The sequence below is a fragment of the Gemmata sp. SH-PL17 genome, from assembly GCF_001610855.1.
GTDB lineage: Bacteria > Planctomycetota > Planctomycetia > Gemmatales > Gemmataceae > Gemmata > Gemmata massiliana.
The window spans coordinates 4,959,966-4,972,615 of the sequence record NZ_CP011271.1; the positions used below are offsets into that span (position 1 = coordinate 4,959,966).

The window sequence follows — 12,650 nt, forward strand, 5'->3', positions numbered from 1 at the left end:
AGGGGAGCGCAGGATGCCGAAGCCAGCCGACAGCAGGGTCCGACCGGGGCGCACCGGTGTGCTGGTTGCGGCGGCCGTGCTGCTGTGCGCCCCGGGGTGCCACACCGCGCGCAACTTCAAGGAGCGCGTCGCCAATGCGACCGCCCCGCTCTTCAGCTCGCACTACGACGACCCGCGGGCCGCAGAAAAGCTGGCCGCGGCCGAGCAACTGTTCCAGGAAAAACAGTACGAAAAGGCCCGTAGCGAGTTCCGCACGCTCGCGGACAACCAGGGCAACCCCGCGGCCCTCGCGGAGCGCGCCCGGTACATGCAGGCCGAGTGTCGGTACATGCTCGGCCAGTACCCGGAAGCGGCCGACACGTACCACAAGGTGCTCCTCGACTTCCCGACCGGCACCTACCGGCGCGACTGCTGCGCCCGCATGTTCGAGATCTGCGACTTCTGGCTCAACGACTTCCGCACCGAGAAGGACCGCCGCGTCGCCGCCGGTGAAACGGGCGTGCTCCGCTGGCACCCGAGCTGGCCCAAGCCGCTCGACCGCAGCCGCCCCGCGATCGACCAGGAGGGGCGCACGCTGGAAGTGCTGGAGCGCGTCCACACCCACGACATCACCGGGCCGACCGCGGACAAGGCCATCTTCTGGTGCGGGTACGTGAACTTCATTCGCGGGAACTTCGACGAGGCCGACCAGTTCTTCAGCCAACTGGTCGAGTTGCACTCCGACAGCCCGCTGCGCCCGGAGGCAATGGCGTTCGCGATCCAGGCGAAGAACAACGCGACCGGGGGCGCAAGTTACGACGGCCGCAAGTGTGCCGAGGCGCTGCACCTGATCCAGGTCGCGGAGGCCACGGTCCCGGAACTGGCGAACGACCCGTCGAAGGCCGAAAAGCTGACCCGGGCGAAGTTCGCGATCCGCTCGCAACAGGCCGAGAAGGACTTCCTCACGGCCGAATACTACGAGCGCACCGGGCACCCCGGGTCCGCCGTCTTCTACTACGAACTAGTCCGCCGGCGCTACGCGGGCACGCGGTACTCGGACCTCGCCACCGAAAAGAAGGACCGGCTGGTGAAACTCATGCACGACGGGCGCCCGTCCCCGGGCAACGACCCGTTCGCGATCGCCAAGGCCAAGTGGAACGAGTTGTTCAACAAGCACCAACCCGCGCCCGACGACGAGAAGGACCGGCCCCGCATCGACCCGAGTCTGATGCCCGCGGGCGGCCCCCCGCCGTCGGACGGGACGGGCAACACCCGGCCCTGAGCCGTGCGAAACGGGAACAACCACCAACCTCTAACACCCGACACGAATGGCTATCAGCCGCAGACAGTTCCTCGCGCTCGGTGCCCCCGCCGCGCTCGCGCTGGCGACCGGGTGCCAGAACGGGTTCCAGATCTTCGGTTATCGCGCCGGCGCGGACGCACTCTACGACCCGAACATCAAGACCGTGTTCGTCCCGACGTTCAACAACCGGGCGTTCCAAACGACCCCGTACCGAGGGTTAGAAGAAGACGTCACCCAAGCGGTGATCCGTGAGATCGGCAAAACGACACCGTTCCGCGTCACGTCCGACGTGAGTAGGGCCGACACCGAGTTGCTCGGCAACATCGTCTCGATCTCGAAAACACTGCTCAACCGCAACCAGCAGAACCAGTTACGCGAAGGGGAAATCGCGGTGAGGGTGGAGGTGGTATGGCGTGACCTGCGCGACGGCACGATCCTCTCCAACCCGCGCCGCGCGCCGCGCCCCGACGAACTCGACGGCCCGCCGATCCCGTTCGACCCGAACGTCCCGGTCCCCCCCAAGGCGAAAGAGCCCGAAAAACTGGAGCCCGCGACCATCCTCGCTACGGGGCGCTTGCTCCCGGAACTGGGCGAAACGAACGCCTCGGCCTCGAAGCGGATTACGGAACAAATTGCGGTCCAGATCGTGTCGATGATGGAGCGAAAGTGGGATCGCACGGAAAGTACAAACAAGCGATGAGCCGAGAACCCAATACGACTTCACACACGGGCGCCAGCGATTTACTTAAACCGTTGGCTTACCGTGTGTTATGGCGCGATTGCCGGCAGCAAGCCTCTTCGTCACTACTCACCTTTTCCCGTTCTACTATTATTACATTTGCCGCTTGATGATCCTCTCCTGATCTGATTATCGCCCTCATGCCCGATCCATTTTCGACGCTCACAGAACGCCGGCTGGCGGTTCTGAAAGTTCTGGCTAAGCGCGGGCCACTCACGATCCAGCAGATCGCGGCCGAAACGGGTTCTTCGCGCCACGCGGTCGAGCGCGTACTCAACTACGAATGGTTCGAGCGCCTCAACAGTGGGCGCGCGTCGCTCTTCGGTCTGACCGAGGATGGGAAGCAAAAAGTGTCGGAGTGCGAAAGCACTTAAACGCAAGAAGCCCCGCGACTCTCGCGGAGCTTCCGGAGCCTACCTACTTCCAACCAAATACTACGACGCGGCACGCGGTGCGGTGTCCACGGTGCGAGCGATGAGTTCGCCGCGCGAAGGCAGGCGCACCCGCCACGCGAGCCGGCAGAGCACCAGCGACTGGATCACGATCCAGCTCAGATCGAACTGCCACCATTGAAGGCCGTGCCGGGCCGACGACGGAAAGGCGTGGTGGTTGTTGTGCCACCCCTCGCCCAGCGCCACGATGCCGACCAGCACGTTGTTACGGCTCTCGTCGCCGGCTGCGTAGGGCTTGCTGCCCCACAAGTGGCAGATCGAGTTCACGCTCCAAGTGGCGTGGTGCCCGAGCAGGATGCGCACCAGTCCGCCCCAAATGAATCCGGTAAGTGCGCCCTTCCACCCACCGAAAGCGTAGCCGATCGCGGCCGGGATGAACACACCGAGGAACGCCCACAGCGGGAACAGCGCGCTGACCGTGCGGACCGTGCGGTCGCGGTACCAGTCGCCCGCGTAGCGGTTCAGTCCGTCCGGCATCGGCGCGAACGCCCACCCGATGTGCGAGTGCCAGAACCCCTGGAGCCAGCCCTTCAGTCCGCGCGTGTGCGGGTACGGGGAGTGCGGGTCACCTTCCTTATCACTGTGCTGGTGGTGGAGCCGGTGCCGCCCGACCCAGTCGAGCAACGGCCCCTGGAACGACATCGACCCGAACGCCCCAAGGAGCACCTGGACCGGCCGCACGGTCTGGAACGAGCGGTGCGTGAACAGCCGGTGGAACCCGACCGTGACACCCAGCATGGATATCAGGTACATCCCGACCAACAGTGCGAGGTCGACCCAGCCAAAGAACCCCCATCCCCATGCCAGGACGATTCCCGTGACCAGACCGGCTAGGGGAACCGTGACCCCGACGAACGTCGTGACCCACGACAACACCTTGCGCCCGGTGCTGAACACCTGCTGCGGCGGCGGAAGGATCGGCTCGGGAACCGGCTCGTTCGGTGTGGCTTCGGGCGAGGTACTGGGGAGGTTGGTGCTTGACAAGGTAGGCAAGCTGGGTTTCCTGCTTGGAAGTGTGAGACGCGGTCACCGGGAGCGAGAGTCCCGGCTACCGGCGCCCGAATAAAGGGCGAGGGGCGGCGACACCCGCCGCCCCGTAGAGAGTTTAGCTAATATCGGGAACTTTAGTAGCGGCGCCCACCGCCACCACCGTACCCGCCACCGCCGCCGCCACCGCCGTAGCCACCGCCGCCACCGCCGTAGCCACCGCCGCCACCGCCGTAGCCACCGCCGCCACCACCCCGGCGACCGCCGCCACCGCCACCGCCGCCTTCCTTCGGACGGGCTTCATTCACGGTCAGCGGGCGGCCCTCGATCACTTGGCCGTGCATCCCGGTGATAGCGGCTTGCGCCTCTTGATCGGTGCCCATCTCGACGAAGCCGAAGCCCTTCGAGCGCCCGGTGTCGCGGTCCATGATCACTTGGGCCGATACGACGGACCCATACGGGGCAAACATGTCTTGGAGCTGCGCATCGGTAACGCCCCAGCTCAGGTTGCCGACGTACAATTTCTTACCCACAACGAACTCTCCCGCGGCCCGGTCCCCGGCCGCTTCTTGAATCAACTTCCCGCGCGGGACCGCGCGGCGGGGACGAACGAACTGGCGAGTGGGTGAACCACCGCTAGCCACACCTGTCGGGCGATCCTGGTTTTTCGGAGTGCTCTCCGACAAGCGATCCAGGACTCTTCGAGCGGGAGAAGCGAGCGTTCGGCGTCGGTCAACGGGACAACTCCGTTGGTTGTGGTAGACTTTATCAAGACGAATGGCCCCTCGCGCTAGGATTTTTCGCGGATTCTTCAGCCGGAGCCTCAGATCGACGTTCGTATCGTGTGGGGAATTTGGGTAAGAATCAGCCCCCACCCGCCCGCGAACCCACTCCCAACGGACCACGAACTGCCCATTCCTCGTTTCAATTTGCCCGAAATCATCCCAATAACCCGGCTTTTTCCAGAATCGCTTTCAGTTTGGTTTTCTGGGCTTCGGCGAACGGCGCCACGGGCGAGCGCATCGGCCCCGCGCTGCGATCCAACAGCGCCATCGCTTCTTTCACAGCACTGTTACCGGTGCCGAGGCTCATCGCCATCCGCACGCCGTGCAAACGCGACTGAAAGACTTTCGCCGATTCGACGTCACCCTTTACGAACGATTCGTAAATTCCGACGCACAGTTCCGGGGCGATGTTGCACGACGCCGGTATCGCCCCCTGCGCGCCGGCTTGCAGCGCCGCGAGAATGAGCGTGTCGCGCCCGTTCAGCACGCTGAACGTGTCGCGCGGTGTTTGGCGAATGATTTCGATGGTGTTTTGCAGGTCACCGGACGAATCCTTGATGCCGATGATGTTGGGCACTTCGGCGAGCCGCGCGACCGTTTCGGGTTCGATGCTCAGCCCACCGCATGTGGCCGGGTTGTTGTACAGCACGACGGGTAATGCCGTGCTCTCTGCGATGCGACGGAAGTGATCGAAGAGTTCGGCCTGGTTCGGCTTGATGAAGTACGGCGTGATGACGGACACACCCGCTGCGCCTTCCTTCTCGGCCATCTTCGTGAGGCGGATCACTTCGCGTGTGGTCTCCGCGCCGGTGCCCGCGTACACGGGCGACCGCCCCCCGACGTGGGCGATCGCGGCCGCAACGACCTGCTGCTTCTCGTGTTCGTCGAGCGCGTAGAACTCGCCCGTGGTGCCGAGCACGAAGATACCGTGAACGCCCCGCGCGAGCATGAAGTCGATGTGCTTGCGGAGACCGGGAAGGTCTACCTCTTGGTCCGCGGTCATCGGCGTGACGACGGGCGGGATAATACCGCGAAGTTTCATATGGTCCCCCAAAACGAATCCGCAGCTTCTCACGCACGGACGAGAGCAGTCACACCGCGGTCCCAGACGAGTTGTTAGCTCCCAAACCGTAGTTCCGCTCGTCCGAATCTCACCCTTCCAGTTCCTTCGGCATTTCGCCGCTGTAGCTCGCCCACAGCGCGTCAACCGGGTGCGCGCACCACACGTCCGGGTCGAGCGCCTTCAAGTGTCGCGTGATCTGCATCAGGCAGCCGACGTTGCCCGTGAACAGCGCCTTCGCACCAGTCGCGGCGATGTTCGAGGTCTTCCGCTTGCCGAGCCGGTCGGCCATTTCGGGCTGCGTCAGATTGTAGCTCCCCGCCGCACCACAACAGAGCTCACTTTCAGGAAGTGGAATCAGTTCCAACCCCGGAATCATTTCGAGGAGCGCACGCGGTTGTTTGAAGACCTGCTGCGCGTGCCGCAGGTGGCAAGCATCGTGGTACGTCGCCTTGATGTTCAGTGCGTGCGTGGGCTTCACAGGGCCGAGTTCCATCAGGAACTCACTCACGTCGCGCACTTTGCTCTGGAACCGTGCCGCAGGTTCCGCCTCGGGCGTGTTGTGCATCATGTGGGCATAGTCTTTGAGCTGGTACCCGCAGCCGGCCGCGTTGGTAATGATCGCGTCGAGCGACTTGAACTTTTCCGCATCATTCGCGCCGAATGTTTCACAGTTCGCAGCCGCGAAAGCACGGGCCGGGGCTTCTTCCGCGGAGTGGTAGTGCAGCGCGCCGCAGCAACCCTGGCTCCGCGGGATCCACACCTCGCAGCCGTTCGCCTGGAGCACCTTAGCGGTCGCGTAGTTCGTGTCGGGATAGAGAGAGTCCGCGACGCAGCCCAGGAACAGCGCGACTCGCGCGCGCCGCTTACCGATCGGTTCCAGCACCTCCGGTAACTGCCCGTAGTGTGGCTTCAACACCGGGAGCATCTGCTTCATGCTGCGGAGCGATTGCGGGACCAGTCCCATCAGGCCGCTTTTTTCGGCGAGCCAGTCGAGGCCGGTCCACTGCATCAACCGGGCCGGGGCGAGCGACAACCGGTTCCGCCACCGGTACGGGAACACGTGGAACAGCAGGAGCTTCTGGAGCGCGTTGAGCGATTGCACCTGGCGCCCCGGTTCGAGTTCGTTCATGAACTCGCGGAACGGCTCGATGAGCCGCCCGTACTGCACCCCGGACGGGCACGCGGTTTCGCACGCGCGACAGTTGAGGCACAGGTCGAGGTGCTGCTTCACGTCATTATCGAGCTTGAGCGCCCCGTCGATCACGCCGCGCATCAGGTAGATGCGCCCGCGCGGCGAGTCCGCCTCGTTGGACGTTTCCACGTAGGTCGGGCAACTCGCGGTACACAGCCCGCAGTGGACGCAATCGAGAACGAGTTCGTAATCGATGTTCGGCCCGTGCGACCCAGAACCGCAAGTGTGCGGCGGCGCAGGGATCGGCCCGCCGGTCGCGGTCGCAGCGGGCACGTTCGCGGAGAGAATGGGCAGCGACGTCCGATGCGCTTCGGAGTCGGCCAGATCGGGAGTGGTCGCGGCCATGTGAAGTTTACAGTGGTTGGTGTCGTCGGGGGCCTTCGGTTTTGCCCTCTCCCCTTGCGGGAGAGGGTGTCGAGGCTTTGCGAGACGGGTGAGGGGTGGGCGCCACACTCGGGAAGCAACCCCTCACCCGGTCGGCGAAGCGCCGACCACCCTCTCCCGCAAGGGGAGAGGGCAAGAAGAACGTCTATCTCGGTTTCAAACTCACTTCTTGTGAACTCGGCGATGCGGCATGATCGAGTGCAAGGGCGATGCAATCGAGAACCCATCCTAACTCGCAGTATACTTCCGAGTTCCAGAAGCGGATCACACGAATGCCGTGAGACTCGATGTATAACTGGCGCACGGCGTCACGGTCTTCTTTGCCCATGTGAGAATCGCCGTCCAACTCGATCACAAGGCGGCTCGCCGCACAAAAGAAATCGGCAACGTACCAATCGAGCGGCTGTTGCCGACGGAACTTCGCTCGGGCGAAGCGCCGGTTCCGCAACTCGTTCCACAGAATCCGCTCTGCCGAGTTCATATCACCCCGAAGCCGACGCGCCCGAGCGTACAAGAGCGGAATCCGAGTCGAGGTCGCGAGGTTCATCACACGTCCCCGAAAAGACGGCCGGGGTTGAACACGTTATCCGGGTCGAGTGTCTGCTTGACGTGCCGCATCAGCTCCCAACTCGACGGCACCGGCCCCTCGCCTTGGAGAGCCATCTTGCGCTCCGCGGGGCACCGTCGAACGGTTGCGCTTTCGGGAAGCACTTCGTCACTGTGGACCCACGCGACACCGTTCAGCGCGTGCGCGTGAACGAGAGAATCGCTCGGCAATTTAAGGATCGTATCGGCCAGTTTACTCGGCAGCACGGAGAGTTTTCCGAGGAACCGCGACTCGGCCCTCAGTTGTAACGCCGTCAGCGCGTCGAAGATGGATGTGTCGGGCAGTTCAGTCACATCGCGTACCGAAACGGCTTTCAGTTCGTCGACCAGGGTCTCGACCTGCCAGCGCACCGCTGTGGCCTTCTCCTCAAAGCCAACGACAATCACCCACGGCGCGGTCACAGGGGCACCAATGCGCGTTTCGCGCCACGCGGCCGCGTTCAAGAGTTCGACCGCAATGGGTCGGGTCTTGGACGCGGCCAGTCGATCGAGAACGGCACCGAGCGCAGCAGCGTCACAGCCCAAAGCAACCACGGTGGATGCTTCTGGCTTCGGTTTCACCTTGAGCGTAAGTTGCGTGATAACACCGAGTGTGCCGAGCGCTCCGATTTGGAGCTTCATCAGGTCGTAGCCGGCCACGTTTTTCACCACGCGCCCGCCGGCCTTGACTTCCACACCGTCGTCACTGACGAACGAGATGCCGATCACGTAATCGCGGAGCGTACCGTGACCGAAGCGCCGCGGACCGCTCGCGTTCACCGCGACCGCGCCGCCGAGCGTGGCGCGGTCCGGGAACGGTACGTCGATCGGAAGCCACTGCCCTTCCCCGGCCAGTTCTGCCTGGAGCGCCGCGATTGTGGTTCCGGCGCGCGCAGTGATCGTCATGTCGCGCGCGGGGTAATCGATCACACCAGAAAGGGCGCTCGTGTCGCACGCGACACCCGGCTTGATCGGCGGGAGCCCGAAATCGAGCGTGGTGCGCCCACCGATGGGGTACAGCCCGTGTTTCGCCGCGCGCGCGCGTTTCACGAGGTCGCACAGTTCCGCGACGCTCGCAGGGCGCTCGACGGGTAACGGGCCGAATGAGTCGAGGGTGATGGAATTAGCCACGGTTGCGGGAGTGCCCGGGAGGGTGGGAAGGCAACCGTAATGTTGTATGAACCGCGTCACGCGCGGTCGTCAAACGGCCCGAACTTGGGTCGTCCGACGGAAATGCGTTCAGAGCCGGTCCGTCGGCGCCTTGTCCGCGAAGGCGTTCCGGAGCGTCGAGGCGGTGGGGTCCGCGAGTGCCGCGGCGCGCTCGCGCTCGATCTCCTGGCGCGAGAGCGTGTGGTCCCCGCTCGCCGCGTTCCGGCGCTCGGCGGCCTCGCGCTCCAGCAGCACTTCGAGCTGCGGACGGATGCGGACGAACGCTTCTACGCACTGGGGGTCGAAGTGCGTTCCCGACCCGGCCTGCAGCTCGGCGAACGCCCGCGGCGCGGGCATCCCCGCGCGGTACGGGCGGTCCGAGGTCATCGCGTCGAACGCATCGGCCACCGCGACGACGCGGGCCGACAGCGGGATCGCCTCGCCCTTCAGCCCGTCCGGGTACCCGCGCCCGTCCCAGCGCTCGTGGTGCCCGCGAACGACCGGCAGCGCCCACGCCAGCCCAGGAATCATCTGCACGATCTCGGTCCCGCGCAGCACGTGCGTCTTCATCGTCGCGAACTCGTGGTCCGACAACCGGCCGGGTTTCCGCAACACCTGGTCGTCGATCGCGATCTTGCCGATGTCGTGTAGCAGGGTCGCGACCTGTAACTGCCGGCGCTCGTCCTCGGGCAACCCCATTTCCTCGGCCAGCATCAGTGCGTAAGTGGTCACGCGCTGGGTGTGGTTCCCTGTGTACTCGTCGCGCATTTCCACGGCTTGCGCGAGGGCCGTCACCGTTTGCACGAACAGCGCGCGGTTCCGCTCGACGAGTTGCTGCCGGTCCACGCCCAGCGCGATCGCATCGGCCAATGTGTCGGCGAGGTTCAAATCGGCTTCGGTGAACGGCTCGGTCTCCAGCGCGCGGTCGAACTGGAGCACCCCGAACTCGCGGTCCGGCGCGCGGAGTACCAGACACATGATCGAGTTCACGTCCCCACGAACGGCGCTTTCGGCCTGGTACTTCGCGGCTTCGGTCCGGTCCTTAAACAACAGGGACTGTCGCCGGCGGAACGCGAGCGTCGCCAGCGTCTTACTCGGCGCCCGCGCGGGAATCAGTCCGCCCGAAGAAGCCGAAAAGTACCGGACCGCGAGTTGCCCCGTCACCTCGTCGAGCAGGAACAGGCCCGCGCGGCGCGCGCCGAAGAACGCGACCGCGCCGTCCAGCACCGCCTGGAGCGCGTCACTCACGCGCCCCGTTTCCGACAGCCGGTGCGCGCCGCGCACGAGCCGGAAGAAGCTCTTCAGGTCGCGCGACATCGCGTCCTGGGGCGGGTCGAACTCGGTCGGTCCCGCCTGGCGCCGGGCCGCCGCCTCGACCTGGACCGTCTTATTGCCGAGCCGAACCGTTACCGGGCGCACGTGAACGTGTTCGACTTTGAAATGCAGGTTCCCGATCTGAATCGCGTCGCTAATTTTTACCGGCTGAGGGGTCCGGCCGATCCGCACGCCGTTCAAAATGGTCCCGTTGGAACTGCCCCGGTCGCGGACCACCCAGCCCTCGTCGGCCAGGTACACTTCGGCGTGGAGCCGACTCACCGAAAGGTCGTCAACAGAAACTTCCAGCTCCGGTAACCGGCCGATGCGCAAGTGACACGCGGACGCCCACGTGCGCGGCGCAGCACTGCCACTGTCCGAAAGTGAAAGCACGACGCGCGGCGATTCCATGCGTGACTCTCAACGCGAGGGGCGAACCAGAAGGTTTCCTTCCGGCGAGGTTGGGTCTTCGCGGAACCGGGGAGCGGGTTCTCGCGCGGCAGCAAAAAAACGATCGCGCAACTATAGAACACAGAACGGTACGAATAAACGCGCGACAACGTTTCGTGCCAACCCGATTCAGTGTTGCGCACTTGTATTTGGCTCAAGCGCGCAACACTTATTTCCGTCACCGGCCCCGGGCGAATCGTAATATCTAGCGATTCTTGGATTTGCGTTCCCAATCGCCGTCTTCGTCGCGATTGTCCCTGTCCCGAGTGCGTTCACGGTCGTCGTAGTCACCGCGATCGTCGTACTCGTCCTCCTCGTACCGGCCCTTACGCTCGCGCCGCGCGACTTCTACCGGACTGACACCAATCATTGCCCCGACCACAAACACGAACACAGCAATCGAGATCACTACTCCAGCCTCGATGAGAGCGATTGTGAGCCGTTGATCTTGGGCGAACTTCTCGGGATCGGCACCGCCCTGGGCAATCGTGTACAAAAGAATCACCACGAGCGCCACCGGCAGCGGGGTAAGAGCCACGAGTCCCAGCAGGCGCGCGGGTACCCCTACAACAACTTTCCCCTTCGACATGGTCATTCTCCCGCGCACGAGCGCGAGAATACCGAAAATCGCCAGCCCGACCTCGATTCCAAAAATCATAACTCCCTCACGTATTGACGCGGAACCCGCGCCCGCATTACACCGCCGCGCGGCGGGCGGGTTTGGTTTGCGTGACGCCGATCGACGGTTCCGAACAGCCCCCGGCTGTCGGTAGCAACTTCCCGGGGCTGCACCGCCCGTCCGGGTTGAACGCGGTGCGCAACCGCACCATGTAATGCAAATCGTCGGGGGTAAACATCAGTGGCATGAAGTCGATTTTCTCGACGCCGATCCCGTGTTCGCCGGTCACACTCCCGCCCAGGTTGATGCACTCCGCGAGGATCTCGTGGCTCGCGTCTAATACCTTTTGTACCTGCGCCGGGTCGCGTTCGTCGAACATCAAAATGGGGTGAACGTTCCCATCTCCCGCGTGGAACACGTTACAGATACCCAGGCCATATTTTTTCGCGGTGGCCTGAATGTGCCGCATGATCTCCGGAAGCTTTGTCCGCGGAACCACACCGTCCTGGGTACAGTAACTCGGGTACCCCAACCGCCCGATGGTGCCGAACGCCTGTTTGCGCGCCTTCCACAGCGCCAGGCGTTCGGCCTCGGTGTTCGCCTTGCGCACCTCGCGTGCCCGGTTCTTCTTCGCGATGACCTCGATCCGGTCCGCCTCGTCCTGAAGCCCCGCCGCGAGGCCGTCCACTTCCATAATGACGACGGCTTCCGCGTCGAGCGGGAATCCAAACTTGAACGCCGCTTCGACCGCGGAGAGCATCGTCTTGTCGAGTAACTCGAGCGCCGCAGGCACGATCCCAGCCCCGATGATGTCGCTAATGGTGCTCGTGGCGTCGTCGATGGTCTCGAAGATACCGAGCAGCGTGCGGTACGCCTCGGGATTCTTCGTGAGCCGCACCCAGACCTTCGACACCACGCCGAACGTCCCCTCACTCCCCGCGATCGCGCCGGTCAGATCGTACCCGGTACCGTCCTCGGTCGGTCCGCCACACGTCACCACGCGCCCGTCTGGAAGCACGAGTTCGACGCCGAGAATGTGGTTCACGGTGACGCCGTATTTCAGCGTGTGCGGCCCACCGGAGTTGGTCGCAACGTTCCCACCGATCGTGCAAGCGCCCTGACTGCTCGGGTCGGGCGCGTAGTGCAAGCCGTGCGGCTTGAGCGCGTTGGTGAGCCACACGTTTACGACGCCCGGTTCGACGACCGCGTAGCGATCGCGGACGTTGACTTCGAGGATGCGTTTCATGCGAGCGAGCGCGATCATAACGCCCCCGCCGACGAGCACGCACCCGCCCGCGAGACTCGTCCCCGCCCCCCGCGCGAGAAACGACACACCGAGTTCGTTACACGCCTTCACGATGCCGACGATGTGTTCGGTCGAAGTCGGGAACACAACGACGTTCGGTTTGGTCTTCGCGATGGTGAAGCCGTCACACTCGTAAGCGGCCATGTCCGCTGCTGCGGTGAGCACATTGTCGTTGCCGACGATGGCCTTCATCCGCGACACGAGTTTCACGTGGTCAGCGGCCGAAATAGCGGTGGAGGCAGTCGGAGAGGTCGCGATCATGTTTCGTAAACACGTCCGAGGTTTGTGTGTTGTTATTTGGAGTTGATTGTACCGGAACAACGGGGCGATCGCCCGGGTCCAG

The 12,650-nt window shown here is 64.1% G+C and carries 12 protein-coding genes; 3 read left to right on the top strand and 9 right to left on the bottom strand.

What is annotated here, in order from left to right; translation table 11 throughout:
• The first annotated feature begins 13 nt into the window (after window positions 1–13).
• The 3 genes from VT84_RS20460 (at window position 14) to VT84_RS20470 (ending at window position 2,395) form a co-directional block, all read left to right on the top strand.
• Complete coding sequence (locus tag VT84_RS20460) at window positions 14–1,261, top strand: tetratricopeptide repeat protein (protein ID WP_162271784.1); 1,248 nt, start codon at window positions 14–16, stop codon at window positions 1,259–1,261.
• A 46-nt stretch (window positions 1,262–1,307) separates the two neighbouring features.
• Window positions 1,308–1,982, top strand: a complete 675-nt coding sequence (gene lptE / locus VT84_RS20465; protein ID WP_052555252.1) for an LPS assembly lipoprotein LptE — start codon at window positions 1,308–1,310, stop codon at window positions 1,980–1,982.
• 179 nt (window positions 1,983–2,161) lie between these two features.
• Complete coding sequence (locus VT84_RS20470) at window positions 2,162–2,395, top strand: DUF2161 family putative PD-(D/E)XK-type phosphodiesterase (RefSeq protein ID WP_052555254.1); 234 nt, start codon at window positions 2,162–2,164, stop codon at window positions 2,393–2,395.
• A 60-nt stretch (window positions 2,396–2,455) separates the two neighbouring features.
• On the opposite strand, the gene VT84_RS20475 is transcribed toward VT84_RS20470, so the two are convergent.
• The 9 genes from VT84_RS20475 to VT84_RS20515 form a co-directional block, all read right to left on the bottom strand.
• On the bottom strand, window positions 2,456–3,466 hold the full coding sequence (locus tag VT84_RS20475) for an acyl-CoA desaturase (protein WP_082840812.1): 1,011 nt from the start codon (window positions 3,464–3,466) through the stop codon (window positions 2,456–2,458).
• Window positions 3,467–3,597: 131 nt separating this feature from the next.
• A complete protein-coding gene (locus tag VT84_RS39690; protein ID WP_082843354.1) occupies window positions 3,598–3,993 on the bottom strand; it encodes an RNA recognition motif domain-containing protein in 396 nt (131 codons plus the stop codon).
• A 406-nt stretch (window positions 3,994–4,399) separates the two neighbouring features.
• Window positions 4,400–5,287, bottom strand: coding sequence for a 4-hydroxy-tetrahydrodipicolinate synthase (dapA, locus tag VT84_RS20485; protein WP_082840813.1), 888 nt, complete (start codon window positions 5,285–5,287; stop codon window positions 4,400–4,402).
• Between the two features lie 109 nt (window positions 5,288–5,396).
• Window positions 5,397–6,845 (bottom strand): (Fe-S)-binding protein, encoded by a 1,449-nt coding sequence (locus VT84_RS20490; protein ID WP_082840814.1) that lies wholly within the window; start codon window positions 6,843–6,845, stop codon window positions 5,397–5,399.
• 184 nt (window positions 6,846–7,029) lie between these two features.
• Entirely contained in the window at window positions 7,030–7,431 is a 402-nt protein-coding gene (locus tag VT84_RS20495; RefSeq protein WP_082840815.1) for an endonuclease domain-containing protein, read from the bottom strand.
• Window positions 7,431–8,600, bottom strand: a complete 1,170-nt coding sequence (locus VT84_RS20500; RefSeq protein ID WP_162271785.1) for an FAD-binding oxidoreductase — start codon at window positions 8,598–8,600, stop codon at window positions 7,431–7,433. Before VT84_RS20500 ends, VT84_RS20495 begins: the two co-directional genes overlap by 1 nt.
• 108 nt (window positions 8,601–8,708) lie before the next feature.
• Entirely contained in the window at window positions 8,709–10,343 is a 1,635-nt protein-coding gene (locus VT84_RS20505) for an HD domain-containing phosphohydrolase (RefSeq protein ID WP_082840817.1), read from the bottom strand.
• A gap of 244 nt (window positions 10,344–10,587) precedes the next feature.
• Window positions 10,588–11,040, bottom strand: a complete 453-nt coding sequence (locus VT84_RS20510; RefSeq protein ID WP_082840818.1) for a hypothetical protein — start codon at window positions 11,038–11,040, stop codon at window positions 10,588–10,590.
• Window positions 11,041–11,077: 37 nt separating this feature from the next.
• Entirely contained in the window at window positions 11,078–12,568 is a 1,491-nt protein-coding gene (locus VT84_RS20515) for an FAD-binding oxidoreductase (RefSeq protein ID WP_082840819.1), read from the bottom strand.
• Window positions 12,569–12,650 lie beyond the last annotated feature (82 nt).